This window comes from Streptomyces sp. AN091965, assembly GCF_022698285.1.
Taxonomy (GTDB): Bacteria; Actinomycetota; Actinomycetes; order Streptomycetales; family Streptomycetaceae; genus Streptomyces.
Window position 1 is genome coordinate 4,880,665 of sequence record NZ_JALDMY010000001.1, and the last position, 18,877, is coordinate 4,899,541.

Here is an 18,877-nt window from a genome sequence, read left to right on the forward strand (position 1 = left end):
ACCAGGAGAAGGAACCCCATGGCAACATCCACACCGTCCGGTGTGCGGGGCAGCCATGCCAAGCACGGAGGGCATCCGCACGACAGCGCGCCGATGACCCACCGCCAGATCATGGAGGCGCTCTCCGGCCTGCTGCTCGGCATGTTCGTCGCGATCCTGTCGTCGACGATCGTCTCCAACGCCCTGCCCGAGATCATCGGCGACCTCGGCGGCGGTCAGTCCGCCTACACCTGGGTCGTCACCGCCGCGCTGCTGTCCATGACGGCCAGTACGCCCCTGTGGGGCAAGCTGTCCGATCTGTTCAGCAAGAAGGCGCTCGTCCAGATCGCTCTTGTCATTTATGTGCTGGGGTCCGTTGTCGCCGGGCTCTCGCAGAACGCGGGCATGCTCATCGCCTGCCGCGTCGTGCAGGGCATCGGCGTCGGTGGTCTGTCCGCGCTCGCGCAGATCGTCATGGCCGCGATGATCGCCCCGCGCGAGCGCGGGCGCTACTCCGGCTACCTGGGCGCCACCTTCGCCGTCGCCACCGTCGGCGGGCCGCTGCTCGGCGGCGTCATCACCGACACCTCCTGGCTCGGCTGGCGCTGGTGCTTCTACGTGGGCGTGCCGTTCGCCGTCATCGCTCTTGTGGTCCTTCAGAAGACCCTGAAGCTGCCCGTGGTCAAGCGGGACGTGAAGGTCGACTGGGGCGGGGCGCTGCTCATCTCGGGCGCCGTGTCCCTGCTGCTCGTCTGGATCACCTTCGCGGGCAGCGGCGCGGGCAAGAAGTACGCGTGGCTGTCGTGGCAGACGTACACGATGGTCGGTGGCGCGGTCCTGCTCGGGCTGCTGTTCCTGCTCGTGGAGTCGCGGGCCAGCGAGCCGATCATCCCGCTGCGGCTCTTCCGGAACCGGACCATCACGCTCGCCTCGGCGGCCTCGCTGTTCGTGGGCGTCGCGATGTTCACCGGCACCGTGTTCTTCAGCCAGTACTTCCAGCTGGCCCGGGGCGAGTCGCCGACCATGTCGGGCGTTCTGACGATTCCGATGATCGGTGGGTTGTTCGTCTCGTCCACTGTCTCCGGGCAGCTCATCACCAAGACCGGGAAGTGGAAGGCCTGGCTGGTGAGCGGTGGCGTGCTGCTGACCGCCGGTCTCGGGCTCCTCGGCACCATGCGGTACGACACCCCGTACTGGCACATCGCCGTCTACATGGCCCTGATGGGTCTCGGCATCGGCATGATGATGCAGAACCTGGTGCTGTGCACGCAGAATCAGGTGGATCCCGAGGACATCGGTGCCGCGAGTTCCGTGGTGACCTTCTTCCGGTCGCTCGGTGGGGCCATGGGTGTGTCCGCACTCGGTGCTGTGATGTCCACGCGGATCACCGACTACGTGAAGGACGGCATCGCCGATCTCGGCCCCCAGGGCGCCGCGTTCGGGCACGGCGGGACCGCCGGTGGCGGAATCCCCGATCTGGACAAGCTGCCCGCGCCGTTCCGCACCGTCATGGAGAGCGCGTACGGGCACGGCATCGCCGACGTCTTCCTGATCGCGGCGCCCATCGCCTTCGTCGCCTTCCTGATCACCCTGTTCATCAAGGAGGTTCCGCTGCGGTCCGCCGGGGCGGCGGCCTCGTCGGTGGAGTCCGCTCCGGCCGCTCCGGCCGCTCCGGCCGCCGGGTCCGCTGCGGAGGCTCCGGCTCCTGTTGAGGAGCCCGTGCTCGCCGCCGTCGCCGCCGCCGCGGAGGGCGCGCCCGCCGTCCGGGCCTCGGCCGCCGCGCCGTCGGCCGTTCCCTCGGCCGGGGGCGGGATTCCGGTGCGCGGCTTCGTGCGCGGCGCCGAGAGCGCACCCGTGCCCGGCTCCGCGGTCACGCTGATCTCGCTCGGCGGGCAGCAGCTCGGGCGCTCGGTGGCGCGGGCCGACGGCTCGTACGCCGTGGACGCGCCCGGCGCCGGGTCGTACGTGCTCATCGCGGCCGCCGACGGGTTCCAGCCGCAGGCCTCGACCGTCGTGGTCGGCGACGAGCCGCTCGCGTACGACGTGCTCCTGAGCGGCACCAGCGGGCTCAGCGGCGTCGTACGGACCGCCGAGGGCAAGCAGCCGCTGCCCGGCGCGCTGGTCGTCGTGACCGATGTGCGCGGCGACGTCCTCGCCACCGGGGCCTGTGACGAGCAGGGCGCGTTCGCCTTCGGCGAGCTCGTGCCGGGCGCCGTCACCGTCGCCGTGAACGCGGCCGGGCACCGGCCCGTGGCCCTGCCCGTCGAGGTCGCCGCCGTGGGCGTCACCCGGGTCGAGGCCGAACTGCGGCCCGGCGCACGGGTGCTCGGCACCGTGCGGACCGCCGGAGAGCCGCTCGCCGACGCGCGGGTCACCCTCGTGGACGCGGCGGGCAACGTCGTGGCGAGCGCGACCACCGGGACGGACGGGGCGTACGCCTTCACCGACCTGGACGGCGGCGAGTACACCGTGATCGCCGCCGGCTTCCCGCCGGTGGCCACCGCCCTCGTCGTCGCCGGGGACGGCGTCGACGGGCACGAGATCGAGCTCGCCCACCCGGGCGAGTGACCGACCCCGGTCCGGGGCGGTGCCGGCACGCGATGGCAGGGGACGGCCAGCCGGCACCGCCCCGGACCGGACCTTCACCTCAAGCAGTGACAGAGCAAACGGGAGTTGTGGGATGGGGATCAGCGCGCGCGTACGCACCCGGGACGGGTGGGCGGTGCCGGGCGCCGTCGTGACCGTCACGGACATGACGGGGGCGCAGCTGCTGCGCGTGGACGCGGACGCGGACGGCGTGGTGCGGGACGCCACCGCGCTCGCGGCCGGGCCGTACACCGTCATCGTGACCGCCGTCGGGTACGCGCCCGCCGCGGCCACCGCCCTGGTCACCGCGAGCGGCCGCGCCGACGTGGGCGAGGTGGTGCTGGCCCGCGCGGGCGGCGCCGAGCTGCCCCCGGCCGGGCCGTGGACGATCGACCCCGCCCACTCCACCGTGGGCGCGGTCGCCCAGCACCTGGGGATCTCCAGCGTGCACGGGCGGTTCACCGTGTTCTCGGGGCGCGTGGACATCGCCGACGACCTGGCGAAGTCGCGCGTGGAGGCCGTGATCCGGGCCGCCTCCATCGACACGGGCAACGGCCCGCGCGACGCACACCTGAAGGGCCCGGACTTCCTGGACGTGGCGGCGTACCCGGAGATCACCTACCGGTCCACGGACCTGGAGCCCGCCGGGGCCGACCGCTGGACGGTGCGCGGCGACCTCGCCCTGCGCGGCGTCGTCCGGCCCGTGGACCTCGACCTGACCTACCTCGGCACCGGCCCCGACCCGTGGGGCGGCACCCGCGCCGCCTTCCGCGCCACCGCCGAGCTGCGCCGCGAGGACTTCGCCCTGCACTACAACCAGGTCGTACGGGCCGGGATCGCCGCGATCGGCACGACGCTGCGGGTGGAGCTCGACATCCAGACGGTGCGCGGCGAGGAGCTGCCGGGCGCCTAGCCGGTGATCCTGGGGGCCGGGCTCCGGGCCGGATGCCGGGGTGGGTGCCGGGGCGGGTGTCAGGGCCGGGACAGGAGGCCCTCGATGCCCGCGACCAGCAGGTCGAGCGCGGTCTCGAAGTCCCGCTCCCACATCTCGACGACCGTGGCCTCGGTACGGGAGTTCATCAGCTCCCGGGCGCTGCGGATCGTCTCGTTGCCCGGCATCTCCTCGTTCACCGTGCCGACCGCGTCGCGGAAGTACTCCTCCAGGGTCATCCCGGCCTCGTTGCAGCGCGCGATGAAGTGGCCCTCCATCGTGCCGTAGCCGTACACGAACTGGAACACCGCGGCGATCGCGCCGTTGCGCTGCTGGGGCGCGAGGCCGGTGTTCCGCACGGCCCGCTGCACGGCGAGGGAGTACCGCAGCCAGTTCGGGCCGATGTTCAGGAACTGGCCCACCAGCGGCGACACCCACGGGTGGCGGATCAGCAGCGCCCGGTAGGCCCGCGCGAGGTCGCGCAGCTGCGCGCGCCACGCGGACGGGTCGGTCGTGGTGTCGGGCAGGCGCACCTCGGCGCAGACCGAGTCGAGGGCGAGTTCGAGCAGGTCGTCCTTGGTGTCCACGTACCAGTACAGGGACATCGCCGTGACGTCGAGGTCCGCGGCGAGGCGGCGCATGGAGAACTTGGCCAGCCCCTCCGAGTCCAGGAGCCGGACCGTGGCCTCGGTGATGCGGTCCCGGTCGAGGCCGGACGGCTGGTCGCCCTTGCGGCCGGAGCCGCGCGGCGCCTTGCTCTCCAGCCAGACACTCGTGCGCGCCCTTCGCTTCGTGCGGTCGGCTGCCTTCACCATGGCGCACCTTCCTGGTACGGGTCCTGTTCGCGACGGGTACGGGCGGGCGGGCCGTGACGTGCCGGCCCGCCCGGCTTCGATGCTATGCGGACGCCTGGTCCGCGGGGCCGTGCGGGCGCCCGGTCCGCGGAGCTCCGCGGACACTCGGCCACCGGTCTACGCGGACGCCCCGTCCACGGCACCCTGCGCGCGCTGACCCGAGTCTGCCCGCTCGGCCCGCCACAGCAACGCCGCCGCGAGGGCGCCGCCGAGGAAGACCGCGGCCGCGCCGACGAGCTGGCTGGTCTCCAGGCCCGAGGCGAACGCGTCGGAGATCCGCTCCCGCTCGCCCGCCGACCCCGCCGCGGCCATGGCCGCGGGGAAGGAGGTGGCGGAGACCGCGACGAGCGCCGCGAAGCGGGCGTTGAGGACGGCCCCGAGGACCGCCACGCCGAGGCCGTTGCCGAACTCCGCGAGCGTGCCGTTGACGCCCGCGCCCACGCCCGCCTTCTCCGGCGGGATCGCGCTCATGATCGCGTTGGCCATCGCGGGCATGGAGAACGAGATGCCCGCGCCCATCAGGACGAGTCCGGTGAACATGCCCGAGTAGGCGTGGCCGCCGAACACCGCGATCACCACGAGTCCGCCCGCCATCATGGTCATGCCGGTCAGGATCGTGCCGGGGGTGCCCAGCTTGGCGTGCAGGCGCGCGCCGAGGCCCACCGTGTTCAGGACGACCACGGCGACCGCGAGCGGCGCGGTGCGCAGCCCGGCCTCAAGGGGTTCGTAGCCGAGGACGAACTGCAGGTGCTGGGTGAGCAGATAGAGCGAGCCGCCCATGCCGAAGGCGACCAGGATCGCGCCGGTCACCGCGCCCACGAACTGCTTGTTCCGGAAGAAGTGCATGTCCAGCATCGGGTACGGGATCCGCAGTTCGTAGACCGTGAACCCGGCCAGGACGCCCACGCCGACACCCGCCGCGACCAGGACGTGCGCCGACGTCCAGCCGTGCTCGGGGCCGGAGATGATCGCGTACACGACCGAGGCCATGCCGATCGTCGAGAGCACCGCGCCGACCAGGTCGGGCCGGTCGCCCTGCGGGTTCTTGGACTCGGGGACCAGACGGACCACCGCGATGACGCCGAGCAGCGCCACCGGGATGTTGATCAGGAAGATCGAGCCCCACCAGAAGTGGTTCAGCATGAAGCCGCCGAGCAGCGGACCGGCCGCGAAGCCGAGGGAGTTCACGGTCGCCCACAGGCCGATCGCCCGCACCCGCTCGTCCTCGTCGAAGATCTGCACGACGACGGCGAGGGTGGTGGTCATCAGGAGCGCGCCGCCGATGCCCATCCCGGCACGGGCCGCGATGAGCTGCGTCGAGGACTGCGCGAGTCCCGCCGCGAGCGAGCCGAGGCCGAACAGGACGAGACCCGCGGTCAGCATCTTCTTGCGGCCGTAGCGGTCCGCCGCGCTGCCCGCCGTGAGCAGCAGGCCGGACTGGACGAGCGAGTACGCGTTGATCATCCACTGGATGTCGGACGACGTGGCGTCGAGCTCGCGGGTGAGCGACGGGATGGCGACGCTCAGGACGGTGTTGTCGAGCAGCACCGTGAGCTGGGCGAGGCAGATGACGCCCAGGATCAGCCAGCGCTGCGGGTGCCGGTCCCGGGGCGCGGCGGCCGCCTCGGGGGGCTCGGCGGTGGTCGCCGTCATGGCGGCTCCTTCTCTTCTACGGTGTATGAGGCCGAATGCGTCATACACCGTAGAGGAGCCGTCTTACGCTGTACAAGAATTTTTCGGAGGGTCTCACTCCTTTGGCCGAGTCGAAGACGCGGGCCCTGGGCGGGCGGCTGCGGCCCGGGAGAGGCGCCCCGTCCCGCGGGGGCGGGCCACCGCACGTTCGCTCGCCGACTCGCGTGCGTCCGGCGGGAGTTCAGGTCCCTCCGGCGTCGCCCCGCGCGGTCACACCGCGACCGGGGCGGGCTTGATCAGATAGCCCGCGCCCCGCCGGGTGTGGATCATCGGCTCGCGGCCCACGTCGATCTTCCGGCGCAGATACGAGATGTACAGCTCGACGACGTTGGCCTGGCCGCCGAAGTCGTAGCTCCACACCCGGTCGAGGATCTGCGCCTTGCTGAGCACGCGCCGCGGGTTGCGCATCAAGTACCGCAGCAGCTCGAACTCGGTGGCGGTGAGGTGGATGGACTGCCCGCCACGCGTCACCTCGTGGCTGTCCTCGTCGAGGGTGAGGTCGCCGACGGCGAGGACGGACTCGCTGCGGCGCCCCGCTCCCGCCCCGGTCCGCCGGATCAGGCCGCGCAGCCGGGCGACGACCTCCTCCAGGCCGAACGGCTTGGTGACGTAGTCGTCGCCGCCCGCCGTGAGCCCGGCGATCCGGTCCTCGACGGCGTCCTTGCCGGTCAGGAACAGCACCGGCACCTCCGGCAGTTCCCGCCGCAGCCGCCCGAGCACGGACAGGCCGTCCATGCCGGCCAGCATCATGTCCAGCACGACGACGTCCGGCCGGAAGCTCCGCGCGGCCCGCACGGCCCCCAGGCCGTCACTGGCGCTGCGGATCTCCCAGCCCTCGTAGCGCAGCGCCATGGACAGCAGCTCGGTGAGCGACACCTCGTCGTCCACGACGAGCACGCGGACGGGACTCCCGTCCGGCCTGAGCAGTTCGGTACGCCCCTGGGGCGAGGTCGTGGTCATGCCTTCAGCGTGGGCGCGGGGGGTGAGAGGGGGCTTGCGGGTTCCTGTGAATTCCCTAAGAAGGGGGTGGGGCCGGTGGCCGGGGCGGGGCTTTCGGCCCGGCGGGAGGGCGGGGTTCGGGTGCGGCGGGAGGGCGGGCCTCGGGCGTGGCGGGAGGGCGGGGCACGGGCGCGGGGCGGCCGGGGCACGGGGCGGCCGGGGCGGCCGCGTGGGGCGTCACTCCAGCCCGAACAGCCGCGCCCCGTTCCCGTGGCACACCCCCCTGAGCCACGCGTCGCCGAGGCCGAGCCGCTCCAGCGCCTCCAGCTGATGCCCGTACCCGTAGGGGATGTTGGGGAAGTCCGTGCCGAGCAGTATCCGGTCGCCGAGGTCCGCGAGCCGTGCCCGCTCCCCGCGCGGGAACGGCGCCTCCCGCTCGCTGAAGTCCGTGAACGCCATCGTCGTGTCGAGCCGCACCTCCCCGTACCGCTCGGCCAGGTCGAGGAAGTCCGCGTACTCCGGCATGCCCATGTGCGCCACGACGAGCCGCAGCCGGGGGTGGCGCGCGAGCAGCCGCCCCACCGGCTCGGGTCCGGTGTGCTTGCCGGGCACGGGTCCGGAGCCGCAGTGCATCACCACGGGCGTGCCGGTGTCGGCGAGGAGCCCCCACGCCGGGTCGAGCAGCGCGTCGTTCGGGTCGTACGCCCCCACCTGTACGTGCGCCTTGAACACCCGGGCCCCGGCCTCGACCGCCTCCCGCACATAGCCCTCGACGCCGGGCTCCGGGAACAGCGTGGCCGTGTGCAGGCAGTCCGGCGTACGGGCCGCGAAGTCCACCGCCCAGCCGTTGAGCCAGCGGGCCATGCCCGGCTTGTGCGGATAGAGCATCGCGGTGAAGGCCCGCACCCCGAACTCCCGCAGCACGGCGAGCCGTCGCTCCTCGTCGTGCCGGTACGCGATGGGCCACTTCCGGTTCGTCAGCGGCCCGACCCCGTCGAAGTACGCCCACACCTTGGCGAGGACGCGCTCCGGCATGAAGTGCGTGTGCACGTCGACGAGCCCGGGCAGCCCGAGCCTCCGCCAGAACGCCACCACGGCCTCGGCCTCGCCCGGCTTCCCCGGGGCTGCCTGCGGGTGCCCACCCGTCGCGCCCTCCCCCGAGGTCTTCCCCGCGCCGAGGCTCGGGACCTCCTCCGAAAGCCTCCCCGCACCGAAACCCGGGACCTCCTCCGAAAGCCTCCCCACACCGAAGCCCGGCACCTCCTCCGAAAGCCTCCCCGAGGACTTCCCCAAGCCCTCCCCGTCGCCTTCCTCCCGGTCGGCTTCCTCCCGGTCGTGCCGCTGTTCCCCGGTCTCACTCGCCACCGCCGGCCACCCCCGCTCCCCGCTCCTGCCCGTAACTCCGCTCCACCTTGGCCACGTGCACCACGTACCGCTCGTACCACTCCTCCCGGCCCCGCTTCCGCGCCTCCCGGTGCTCCGGGGCGTCCCGCCACGCCTTCACCGCGTCCAGGTCCCGGAAGTACGCGACGGTGATCCCGAGCCCGCCGGGCGTCCTCGCCGAGTCGGCCCCGAGGAAGCCCGGGACCTGTGCCACCAGCTCGTCCATACGCTGCGCGGTCTCCCCGTAGCCGTGGTCACCGTCGGTGCGCAGGGCGGTGAACACGACCGAGTAGTAAGGCGGTTCGAAGGGGCCGACGGGCCCTACCACCTCAGGTCTCCCGCGGTCGCCGGGCTCGTACTCCGTCAGCTCGTCATCAGTCAGCACGTGATCAGTCATGGCACCCACCGTCACCGGCGGCCGAACCCCCTGTCCACCTCAGCGAGCCCGCCTTGCCGAACGGGCAGCCAGTTTTGACCTTCCGGTCAGCGAACCGGGGGTGCGGCCCCGGAGGCAGGTCAGCGGCGCCGCGCTCTGCCGACGAGCCGGGCCGTCCGCGGCAGGCCGCAGCGGACCGCCCGCACGACGGGCCCCCGACGACGCGGGCCACCAGCCGGGCAGGCCGTGGACGGGGCCCGAGGCCCCGCAGGAGCAGGCCGCCCACAGGACCCGAGCCCCGCAGGGGCAAGCCGCCGACAGGACCCGAGCCCCGCAGGAGCAGGCCGCCCACAGGACCCGAGCCCCGCAGGGGCAAGCCGCCGACAGGACCCAAGGCCCACAGGGGCGGGCCGCGAGCCGGGGCTCAGAACAATCCGCCCTGCACCGCAGGTATCCCCCGTACCGGAACCGTCACCCCCGCCCCCTCCGCCACCGCTTCAAGGCGCCACCCGCTCAACACCCGCCCGTCCACGACCACCACACCCCCGCGCCCCGCCCCTTCCCGCACCTCCAGATGCAGATCGGGCCCCGCCGCCCCGACCAGCGTGCCCGCGACCGCGCCCCCGTCCACGAGCTCGCCGACCACCCCCGTCGCCTGCCCGAGCGCGAGCCCGAACACCTCCCCGTGGTCGACGCACGCGTACGGCAGCCGCTCCAGCGATTCGGGCCACCCGCCGAGCCCGCTCGCCCTCCGGTGCAGCTCCGCCAGCTCGCGGGCCCGCTCGGCCGGGGGCGGCAACCGCGCCCGCAGGGCCCGCTTGCGCGCGTACGGAATCCGGTCCGGCACGCCGAGCGCGGTGCGCAGCAGTTCCTCGGTGCGGCGGGCGGCCATCAGCGGGCCGCGCCCCAGCCAGCTGTACGCCACCGCCCCCTGCTCAAGGAGGCGCGTGCCGCCCCGCGCGACCCGCGTGATGCCGACCTTCACCACGTCGGGGCCGAACCACGCCACGTACACGTGATACGGCCGTGGATCGTCGGCAAAGGTGTCCGCGGCGACCGAGTGCGCCCGGTCGACGCGGGCGCACTCCTCGCACTGCCCCCGCGTGGCCCGCGCCGCGACCCCCGCGCCCACCGGACACGGCGTCCACCGTCCGCCGCGCCACACCCCGAGGCACCGCCGCCCGCCCCGGGCGCGGAAGGCGAGCACGGCCCCGTACTCCGGCGCGCTCTCGCGCGGCTCCCGTCCGGGCGCGTACCAGCCGAGGGCGGGCCTGCCCTCCGCGTGCCACCGCACCCCCGTGCACCACCACGTCATGCGATCGAGCATGACGCACACCACTGACAACGGGACGGGACGCCCCGGTTCCTCGCGGACATCCCGCAGACGTTCGGCATGGCATCGGACCGCATCACCGAACCCACCGAGGTCGCGGCCCTGATCACGTTCCTGCTCTCGGACGGCACGAGGCCCCCAGCCCACCCTGCACTCGGCTCCCAGCCACGCCCTTCGACCCCGTCGGGGAGGCCCCGAGAGATGACGACAAAAGCCAGAGGCCCCGGATCTCTCCGGGGCCTCTGGCCTGCTGTGCACTCGGCAGGATTCGAACCTGCAACCTTCTGATCCGTAGTCAGATGCTCTATCCGTTAAGCTACGAGTGCTTGTTTTGTTTTTGTCTCGCTCCCGGTCCTTTCGGCCCGCTCGCGGCGACAGGAAGAACATTACATGACTGCCGCCGCCATGTGAAATCCATTGGCCTCACCCCTTGTGACCTGCGAAAACGTTCCCGCGCGTGGAGGGGGCGGGGTGAGGGCGGGGTCGGCCGGAAGCGGTCGGAAGGCTCAGGAAGCACTGAAGCCCCGGTCCAGTGGACCGGGGCTTCAGCTCATGTGCGGAGGCGGAGGGATTTGAACCCTCGATCAGGGGGTTACCCCGAAACCGCATTAGCAGTGCGGCGCCATAGACCGGACTAGGCGACGCCTCCAACCTGATGCACCTCCGCGAGCGCGGGTGTGCGTGCAGATGATGACACAGCCAGGGGCCGCGCCACCAATCGCGGCTTCCACGGTACTAGTCGCGCGGGTCGAAGAGCAAAGCGTCCGAGGCCCCCGCAACGCGGCAGGGCCGGGGGCGTTAGAGGGGGTGGTAGGCGCCCGCCCCACCGGTGGGCGCGAGGTGGAAACCGCACACCCCAGGAGAGCCTCCGTGAGGACCGTCAGCGAACGCCGTCCCTTCCGCACCACCGTCGCGGCCACCGTCACGACCGTCGCCGCCTCCTTCGCCGCCCTCGCGGCGCCGTCCGCCGCCGCGGCCCCCGCCGACCTGATCACCCGCGATCACCTGGGCCTCGTCAGCCGCGACCACCTCGAAGTCACGTACTCCGAGAACGACGGGACGGCGCACAGGACGTACGACCTCGAATGCGGCCCGGCCGCCGGCAGTCACCCGGCTCCCTCCGACGCGTGCGCACGTCTGGACGGGCTCGCGGCCGAAGGCGCCGACCCCTTCCGGCCGGTGGCGCGCGACGCCATGTGCACGCAGGTGTACGGCGGCTCGCAGACCGCCCACGTGACGGGCACCTGGCAGGGGCGGCCCGTCGACGCCTCCTTCAAGCGGACCGACGGCTGCCAGATCTCGCGGTGGAACACGCTGGTTCCGGTCCTGCCCTCCACCGGCGCGTAACGTCCGCCACGCGCGCGTGGCGGACGAATTCCCCTAGTTCCGCGAGGTGCCGTGCAGTTCCGCGAAGTGCCGTGCGGCGCCGTGGTGAAGTGCGCCGCGCGCCCCCACCGTGACCAGGCAGGACCGAAGCCCTCACAGCTTCTGCGTGCAGTCTCCCTCTCACTCCCCCTCATCCGGCGTCGCGCCCGCAACCGCTCCCCGTAGACTTTCCTCCCGTGACATGCCGCGGGCCGCGGGGCAAGATGGCCTGGGCGGTCGGCAAGGTGCGGTAACCAGGGAGGAAGCGTCGTCGTGAGCAGCAGGCCATCCCGAGGCGCTGCTCGCCTCGCAGCCATACTCGACGCGCTCCCGGACGCGCTGGTGCTGGTCAACGCCAACGGGACCGTCGTGAACGCGAACGCCATCGCGCTCGAGGCCTTCGAGGCGCCCGGCACCGCGCTCGTGGGGCGCGGACTGCTCGATCTGCTGCCGGAGTTCGACTCCCGGCTTATTCCCGGCTCCATGCGCCGTCCGGACAGTACGGACGAACGCGGACGGACCAAGCCGAAGCGGATGATCGCCCGCCGGACGGACGGCTACGAGTTCCCGGTCGAGGTCACCAGCTCCAGCCTCGAGGACAGCAGGAACGCCTACGACGAGCGCTACGGCCACAGCGGTCACAGCGGCTACAGCGGTTACAGCGGCGACGAGATGCTGATGATCGTCGTCCGTGACCTGTCCGGCGCGCTCAACACGGAAGCCGAGCTCGCGCGTTCGCAGCGGCAGACCGAGATGATCCTGCGGGCCGCCGCCGAGGGCGTCGTCGGCACGGACACCGACGGCCGCGTCGTCCTGGTCAACCCCGCCGCCGCCCAGATACTCGGCTTTCGCGCGAGCGACCTCGGCGGGCAGGAACTGCACCCGCTGGTCCTGCACTCGCGCGCCGACGGCGAGCCGTTCCCGTACGACGAGTCCCCGCTCGCGGACACGCTGCGCTCCGGCCGCAAGCACCGCGTGCGGGGTCAGGTCCTGTGGGCCAAGAGCGGCGAGAAGGTCGCGGTCGACCTGACGACGGCACCCGTGCGCGACGGCGACCAGCTCGTCGGCGCGGTCATGACCTTCACCGACCGGCGGCCGTACGACGCGCTCGCGGAGAAGCACGAGGCGGCGCTCGCCCAGCACGCCGAGGAGCTGCGCGAGGCCGCCGAGCGCCGCGCGGAGGAGCTCGCGGCCGAGCAGGAGCGGTACGCGGCGCTCGCCGAGCGCGAGAAGGACCGCTTCGAGGCCTTCGCCGAGCAGGAGGAGGAGCGGTACGACGCCCTCGACGCCCGGCACCAGCAGCTCGTGGCCGTCCTCGACCGGTCCCTGCGCGGGCCGCTCGACGAGATGCGCCGCGAACTGGCCGCGCTGGCCGCCGACGACGCGGGCCAGCTCTGGCCCGAGGCCAACCAGGTCCTGCACCACCTGTCGGCCGGGTACGCGCGCATGACGACCCTCGTGGACAACGTCCTGGGCTTCCAGCGCCTGGAGACGGGCGCCGAGGAACTGGCCCGTACGGTCGTGCCGCTGGACGCCGTCGTGGCGGCGGGCGTCGACGGGGCCGTCGAGCTGATCGGGCCCGGCCGCGCCCAGTTCGCCGTGCACGCGCCGCCGGTCGCGGTCCACGTGGACGCGCACCGGCTCGCGACGGCCCTCGCGCACCTGATCGCCGACGTGGCCGGAATCGACGCTACCGGCAACACGCGCGCGGGAGCCGTGGTTTCGGGCGGCCCCGAGGCCGCGGCCGGGTACGTCGACTCGACCGTCGTCGTCGCCGCGGCCCAGCGCGGCGAGGTCGTCCGCATCGAGGTGCGCGGGCCCTACACCGGCGGTGACCCCGTCCACGAGCCCGTCGTCCAGGGCATCGTGCGGGCCCACGGCGGCGTGCTCCAGACGCATGAGGTGCCGGGCACGGGCGGCGTCGCGTACGTGCTCGAAGTGCCGGTCGGGGACGGCGCCGGGGCCGCTCCCGCTCCCGGGGCGTCCGTCGCTCCGGGGACGTCCGTCGAGGTGGCCCCGCGACCGGCTCCGGCCGTCGCCGAGAGCCCCGCGCAGGGCGGCGACACGGTGGGCGCCGGTGTCCCGGTGCCCGAGCAGGCAGGGGCTCCCGCCGGGGGCGGCCGCAGGCGCGCGCGGCGCTCCTCGGTGGACTCCTTCCTCGACAGTGGCCTTCCCGGGGAGGCTGGTTCCGGTGACACCGCGGGTGCGGGGGTCCCTGGAGGCGCCGACTCCGGTCCGGGTGCGGGTGTGCGTACGAGTGCTGGTCCTGGTGCTGGGCCTGGTGTCGGTCCTGGTGCTGGGCTTGGTGTCGGTCCTGGTGCTGGGCCTGGTGTCGCCGGACCCGCCGCGGAGGCCGGTCCCGGTGGTACCGGGCGGCGCAGGCGGCGTGCGGTGGCGCACGGTCCGGCGGAAGCCGTCCCGGTCGCGCCCGGGGACACGGGCGCCGGTGCGTCCGGCGCGCCTGGCGCCTCTGGCATGTCCGGTATGCCTGGTGCGTCCGGTGACACCTCCGGCGGTACGTCGGGAGGAACCGGCCGGCGCCGGGGACGGCCGAGCCCCGCCGAGGGGGCCGTGATGACGGCGGCCGAGCACGCCGCCGGTTCCGCGGCGCTCGGCGAAACGGTGCCCCCTCAGGGAGTGCCGTCCCAGGGAGTGCCGCCGCAGGGCGACGGCGGTCCTTCGGGGCGGCGTGCCCGGCGCGCGGGCGAGTCGCACGCGCTGGCGTTGCCGTCGGGGACCGGGGCCGCTCCGGAGACCGGGGACGGACAGGGCGACGACCCCGACGCCCCGCGCCCCGGTGGCCGTCGCGCCCGGCGCGCGCTGGCGGCGGCCCGGGAGCGGGCCGCGGCGGAAGAGGCGTCCAACAGCCGGGTGTTCGCGCTGCCTCCGGCCGAGGCGGACCGCGAGGAGGGCAGCGGGGCGCTGGTCGGCGCCGAGCAGGTCACCGGGCAGGACGCCGGACCGGCCGCCGGGCAGGCCTCTGGACAGTCGGTGCGGGGCGGTGCGCGGCAGCTCGCCGGTGCGCACCCCTCCGGTGCCGGGCAGGACGCGCGCGGCACGGTCGCCACGGAGGCCGGGCCCGCGCGGGTCGGCGCCTCGGTGAGCGTCCCGGCGGGCGTACAGGCCGGGATGCAGGCCGCCGCACGTGGCGGCGTGCCCCCGCAGGGCCGCGCGCCCGCTCCGGCCCGGGGCACCGTGCCCGCTCCCGCGCCGGGAGGCCTCCCCGTGGGGCAGGGCGACGCGAGGCAGGACGACACGGGGCAGCACGCCGTGGCACCGCAGGACCCGACCGACGACCACACCCCGCCGCAGCCGCACCCCACGCAGCCCCCCTCGCTGCCCGGCCAGGCGCAGCCGCAGGCCCCGACCGGGCGCAGGCGCGCACGGCAGGCCCCGCCGACGGCCGACCCGGCGGGCGGTGCGACTCCGCCCCAGGACATGCCCGGCGCGGGCACCCCGGCGGCAGGCGTCCCGACCGGCGCCAGGCCCGCCGAGGGCACCCCCGCGGGGGGCACGCCGTCGACCGCCCTGCCGCCGCAGGCCGCGCCACAGGCCCCGCAGGCAGTCCCGCACGCGGCCCCGCAGGCAGTCCCGCACGCGGCCGCGCAGGCCGTCCCGCACGCCGGAGCGGCGCCCGCCCAGGGCGCCGCCGCCCTGCCGCCGGAACGTGACCCACGCGCGCGTGCGGCGCAGCCGCTGCCCGCCGAGGCCGCGTCCGTCGACCCGAACTCGACGCAGGGCCGCGCGATCAGCGTCCGGACGCTCGGCCAGGGCGTGCCCTTCGGCCGCCAGCCGCAGCCGCCCCTACAGCCGCAGGCCCAGCCGTCGCACGGCCCCGCGCAGTCCGCTCAGCCCGCGCAGGGCGGTTCGGGGCGCCGCCGCAAGCTGGCGACGCCGCCCGAGCCCGGCGCCGACGAGCGACCGGAGAGCGCGGCCCGCCCGCACCCGCAGGCGCCGCAGCAGACCAAGCCGCAGCCGCAGCCCCGGCTCTCGCCGGGCACCGAGGGCACCGGACGCTCGTACGCGATCGGCGCCCCGGACGAGAACGCCGCCGAGGGCCCCGAGCCGCTGGACGGCCCCGGTGGCGCCGTCGAGGTGACGAACCGGCCCCAGCCTCGGCCCATGGACGACGAGTTGCCGCCCGAGCCGCTGGACAACCCGCGCCGACTGCTCGTCTGGCCCGCGCCCGACGTCACCACGCAGCAGGCACTGAGCGACCGCGGCTACCGGCCCGTCATCGTGCACTCGCGCGAGGAGGTCGACGCGCAGATCGCCGCGTTCCCCGCGGCCCTCTTCGTGGACCCGCTGACCGGCCCGATCACGCGCACCGCGCTGCAGTCGCTGCGCCAGGCCGCCGTCGCCGCCGAGGTGCCCGTGCTCGTCACGGCCGGGCTCGGGCAGGCCTCCCGCGAGGCGGCGTACGGCGCCGACCCCGCCGTGCTCCTGAAGGCCCTCGCGCCGCGCGACAGCGAGCAGCACCCGCCGCGGGTCCTGCTGATCGAGGAGCACGAGGAGATCGCCCTCGCCCTGACGGCGACCCTGGAGCGGCGCGGCATGCAGGTCGCACGGGCCGAGAGCGACGCCGACGCGGTGACGCTCGCCGCCCAGACCCGGCCGAACCTGGTGGTCATGGACCTCCACCAGGTACGCCGGCGGCGCGCGGGAATCATCGACTGGCTGCGCGCCAACGGCCAGTTGAACCGCACGCCGCTGGTCGTCTACACGGCCGCCGTCGACGAGACCGACCTGCCGAAGCTCGCGGCGGGCGAGACCGTCCTGTTCCTCGCCGAACGCTCCACGAGCAGCGAGGTGCAGACCCGGATCGTCGACCTGCTGGCGAAGATCGGCACGAACTGAGCAGGCGGCAGGGCCCGAGGGGGACGGCCCCTCGGGCCCGTGCCACGGCCCCTCAGACCCGTGTCACGTCCAGTTCTCCGGCTGCGTACTGCCTGCGCAGCACCTTCTTGTCGAACTTGCCGACGCTCGTCTTGGGGACGGCGGCGACGAGGGCCCAGCGCTCGGGGAGCTGCCACTTGGCGACGCGGGTGGCCAGGAAGTCGCGCAGGGCGGCGTAGTCGGCGGTCGCCTCCTCCTTGAGGACGACGGTGGCCAGGGGACGCTCGCCCCACTTCTCGTCGGGGACGGCGACGACGGCTGCCTCGGCGACGTCGGGGTGGGACATCAGGGCGTTCTCCAGCTCGACGGAGGAGATCCACTCCCCGCCGGACTTGATGACGTCCTTCGCCCGGTCGGTGAGGGTCAGGAAGCCGTCGGCGGAGATGACGCCGACGTCCCCGGTCTTGAGCCAGCCGTCGGCGCTGAACTTGTCCTCGGGCCGGACCACGTCGCCGCCCGCGCCGCCGTAGTAGGCGCCCGCGATCCAGGGGCCGCGGACCTCCAGTTCGCCCGCGGACTCACCGTCCCAGGGGAGGTGGCTGCCGTCGGGGCCGACGAGGCGGCCCTCGACCCCGGCCGGGAAGCGGCCCTGGGTGAGGCGGTAGGCCAACTCCTGGTCGGTGCCCACGGCGTGCGCGGGCGGCCGCGAGACCGTGCCGAGCGGGGAGGTCTCCGTCATGCCCCAGGCGTGGCAGACGCGGACCCCCAGCCGGTCGAAGGCCTCCATCAGGGACGTCGGACACGCCGCGCCGCCGATGGTGACCTGGTGCAGACAGCTCACGTCGCGGGGCTTCGCGGTGAGTTCGGCGAGCAGCCCCTGCCAGATGGTGGGCACGGCCGCGGCGTGCGAAGGGCGCTCGCTCTCGATCATCTCGGCGAGCGGCGCGGGCTGGAGGAAGCGGTCCGGCATCAGCATGCCGACGCCCGTCATGAACGTCGCGTGCGGCAGTCCCCAAGCGTTGACGTGGAACTGCGGTACGACGACGAGGCTGGTGTCGGCGTCCGTGAGTCCCATGGACTGGGCCATGTTGACCTGCATGGAGTGCAGATAGATGGAGCGGTGGGAGTAGACGACGCCCTTGGGGTCGCCGGTGGTGCCCGAGGTGTAGCACATGGCGGCGGCACGGCGTTCGTCGAGCTCGGGCCAGTCGTAGGCGGTCGGCCGGTCCGCGATCAGTTCCTCGTACTCGTGGACCTGGGCCCGCACGCCGTCGAGGAGGGCGCGGTCGCCGGGGCCGGAGACGACGAGGTGCTCGACCGTCGGCATCCGGTCGAGCAGCGGCGCGATCAGGCCTAGCAGGGAGCCGTTGACGATGATGACGCGGTCCGCCGCGTGGCCGACGATCCAGGTGAGCTGCTCGGCGGGCAACCGCAGATTGAGCGTGTGCAGGACGGCGCCCATGCAGGGCACGGCGAAGTAGGCCTCGACGTGCTCGGCGTTGTTCCACATGAAGGTCGCGACGCGTTCGTCGTCGCTGACCCCGAGGTCCTCACGCAGGGCGTGGGCGAGCTGGGCGGCGCGGGCGCCGATCTCCCGGAAGCTGCGGCGCTGTGGGGCACCGTCGCCGGTCCAGGTGGTGACCTGTGATGTCCCGTGCACGGTCACGCCGTGGTTGAGGATGCGGGTCACGGTCAGCGGTACGTCCTGCATGGTGCTCAGCACGGCGTCCTCCCGGTCGGCGGGCGGCAGGCGGCCGGGTGCTCCCGGCGCTCTACCTGGCGGTAGCCCCAGATTCTCGCCGCATACCGAGCGGTATGTCACTACCGCGAGCGCACAAGAACGCAAATTGAGCTACGACCGCCACCCGCCCGGCGCCCCGGCCACCCGCCCGGCGCCCCGGCCACGCGACGCGCCCGCGAAACGCCGACCAACCGGCCGACCGGCCAGCCGGCTTGCTGGCCAGTCGGCTTGCTGGCCGGTTGGCTTGCCGCTCAGCGGACCGGCGTCAGCTCCGGGTCCTCGCGGAGCTTGCCGAGCGCCCGCGACACCGCGCTCTTGACCGTGCCGATGGACACCCCGAGCACCTCGGCCGTCTGGGCCTCGCTCAGGTCCTCGTAGTACCGCAGGACGACCATGGCCCGCTGCCGCGCCGGCAGCTTCATGATCGCGCGCCACATCGCGTCGTGCAGCGCCTGCTGCTCGGCGGGGTCACCGGCCGGCACGGTCTCCGGCTCGGGCAGCTCGTCACAGGCGAACTCGTCGACCTTGCGCTTGCGCCACTGCGACGTGCGCGTGTTCAACAGGGCCCGGCGCACGTACCCGTCGAGCGCCCGGTGGTCCTCGATCCGGTCCCAGGCCACGTAGGTCTTGGTCAGGGCCGTCTGCAGCAGGTCCTCGGCGTCGCTCGGGTTCGCCGTCAGCGAGCGAGCGGTGCGCAGCAGCACGGGCTGGCGGGCCCGGACGTACGAGGCGAACGACGGGTAGGCGGAAGGACCCGCGCCCCGCGTCGCGGCCTTCGATGCGCTGGTGCACACGGACACCATGGATGCGGTCATGGCTCCACGCTAGAAGCGCCCCCTACATCTGCGGATCGGCCGCAGGT

Annotated in this window: 12 protein-coding genes and 2 tRNA genes; 4 read left to right on the forward strand and 10 right to left on the reverse strand. The window is 73.8% G+C overall.

The window, feature by feature from the left end; all coding sequences use genetic code 11:
* The first annotated feature begins 18 nt into the window (after positions 1-18).
* Complete coding sequence (locus MQV74_RS20605) at positions 19-2,547, forward strand: MFS transporter (RefSeq protein WP_242719757.1); 2,529 nt, start codon at positions 19-21, stop codon at positions 2,545-2,547.
* Positions 2,548-2,659: 112 nt separating this feature from the next.
* Positions 2,660-3,478: a YceI family protein gene (locus MQV74_RS20610; RefSeq protein WP_242719759.1), complete on the forward strand. Its 819-nt coding sequence runs from the start codon at positions 2,660-2,662 to the stop codon at positions 3,476-3,478.
* A gap of 59 nt (positions 3,479-3,537) precedes the next feature.
* Here the strand turns inward: MQV74_RS20610 and MQV74_RS20615 are convergent, their stop codons facing one another.
* The 8 genes from MQV74_RS20615 to MQV74_RS20650 form a co-directional block, all read right to left on the reverse strand.
* On the reverse strand, positions 3,538-4,311 hold the full coding sequence (locus MQV74_RS20615; RefSeq protein WP_242719761.1) for a TetR/AcrR family transcriptional regulator: 774 nt from the start codon (positions 4,309-4,311) through the stop codon (positions 3,538-3,540).
* Positions 4,312-4,467: 156 nt separating this feature from the next.
* The gene (locus tag MQV74_RS20620) at positions 4,468-6,003 is read right to left on the reverse strand and encodes an MFS transporter (protein WP_242719763.1); all 1,536 of its coding nucleotides are present in this window, start codon (positions 6,001-6,003) and stop codon (positions 4,468-4,470) included.
* A 249-nt stretch (positions 6,004-6,252) separates the two neighbouring features.
* Positions 6,253-7,002: a response regulator transcription factor gene (locus MQV74_RS20625; RefSeq protein ID WP_242719765.1), complete on the reverse strand. Its 750-nt coding sequence runs from the start codon at positions 7,000-7,002 to the stop codon at positions 6,253-6,255.
* 216 nt (positions 7,003-7,218) lie between these two features.
* The gene (locus MQV74_RS20630) at positions 7,219-8,076 is read right to left on the reverse strand and encodes an amidohydrolase family protein (protein WP_242728933.1); all 858 of its coding nucleotides are present in this window, start codon (positions 8,074-8,076) and stop codon (positions 7,219-7,221) included.
* A 259-nt stretch (positions 8,077-8,335) separates the two neighbouring features.
* Positions 8,336-8,761 carry an antibiotic biosynthesis monooxygenase family protein gene (locus tag MQV74_RS20635; protein ID WP_308402290.1) on the reverse strand — a complete coding sequence of 142 codons (426 nt, stop codon included), beginning with the start codon at positions 8,759-8,761 and terminating at the stop codon, positions 8,336-8,338.
* 403 nt (positions 8,762-9,164) lie between these two features.
* A complete protein-coding gene (locus MQV74_RS20640) occupies positions 9,165-10,067 on the reverse strand; it encodes a DUF2797 domain-containing protein (RefSeq protein ID WP_242719767.1) in 903 nt (300 codons plus the stop codon).
* 259 nt (positions 10,068-10,326) lie between these two features.
* Positions 10,327-10,399 (reverse strand) — tRNA-Arg (locus MQV74_RS20645).
* Positions 10,400-10,630: 231 nt separating this feature from the next.
* Positions 10,631-10,722 (reverse strand) — tRNA-Ser (locus tag MQV74_RS20650).
* 221 nt (positions 10,723-10,943) lie between these two features.
* Here MQV74_RS20650 and MQV74_RS20655 point away from each other — a divergent pair.
* Both MQV74_RS20655 and MQV74_RS20660 read left to right on the forward strand, forming a co-directional pair.
* Positions 10,944-11,420, forward strand: a complete 477-nt coding sequence (locus MQV74_RS20655) for an SSI family serine proteinase inhibitor (RefSeq protein WP_242719769.1) — start codon at positions 10,944-10,946, stop codon at positions 11,418-11,420.
* Between the two features lie 291 nt (positions 11,421-11,711).
* A complete protein-coding gene (locus MQV74_RS20660) occupies positions 11,712-16,295 on the forward strand; it encodes a PAS domain-containing protein (protein WP_242719771.1) in 4,584 nt (1,527 codons plus the stop codon).
* Between the two features lie 52 nt (positions 16,296-16,347).
* Here the strand turns inward: MQV74_RS20660 and MQV74_RS20665 are convergent, their stop codons facing one another.
* Positions 16,348-17,997, reverse strand: a complete 1,650-nt coding sequence (locus tag MQV74_RS20665; RefSeq protein ID WP_242719773.1) for a long-chain fatty acid--CoA ligase — start codon at positions 17,995-17,997, stop codon at positions 16,348-16,350.
* 269 nt (positions 17,998-18,266) lie between these two features.
* Positions 18,267-18,830 carry a SigE family RNA polymerase sigma factor gene (locus MQV74_RS20670; RefSeq protein WP_374120657.1) on the reverse strand — a complete coding sequence of 188 codons (564 nt, stop codon included), beginning with the start codon at positions 18,828-18,830 and terminating at the stop codon, positions 18,267-18,269.
* Positions 18,831-18,877: the final 47 nt, after the last annotated feature.

Bases quoted from the DNA above. Each gene is read 5' to 3' on its own strand.
- MQV74_RS20605 (WP_242719757.1), top strand. From the start codon at position 19: ATGGCAACATCCACACCGTCCGGTGTGCGGGGCAGCCATGCCAAGCAC.
- MQV74_RS20610 (WP_242719759.1), top strand. From the start codon at position 2,660: ATGGGGATCAGCGCGCGCGTACGCACCCGGGACGGGTGGGCGGTGCCG.
- MQV74_RS20615 (WP_242719761.1), bottom strand. From the start codon at position 4,311: ATGGTGAAGGCAGCCGACCGCACGAAGCGAAGGGCGCGCACGAGTGTC.
- MQV74_RS20620 (WP_242719763.1), bottom strand. From the start codon at position 6,003: ATGACGGCGACCACCGCCGAGCCCCCCGAGGCGGCCGCCGCGCCCCGG.
- MQV74_RS20625 (WP_242719765.1), bottom strand. From the start codon at position 7,002: ATGACCACGACCTCGCCCCAGGGGCGTACCGAACTGCTCAGGCCGGAC.
- MQV74_RS20635 (WP_308402290.1), bottom strand. From the start codon at position 8,761: ATGACTGATCACGTGCTGACTGATGACGAGCTGACGGAGTACGAGCCC.
- MQV74_RS20640 (WP_242719767.1), bottom strand. From the start codon at position 10,067: ATGCTCGATCGCATGACGTGGTGGTGCACGGGGGTGCGGTGGCACGCG.
- MQV74_RS20670 (WP_374120657.1), bottom strand. From the start codon at position 18,830: ATGACCGCATCCATGGTGTCCGTGTGCACCAGCGCATCGAAGGCCGCG.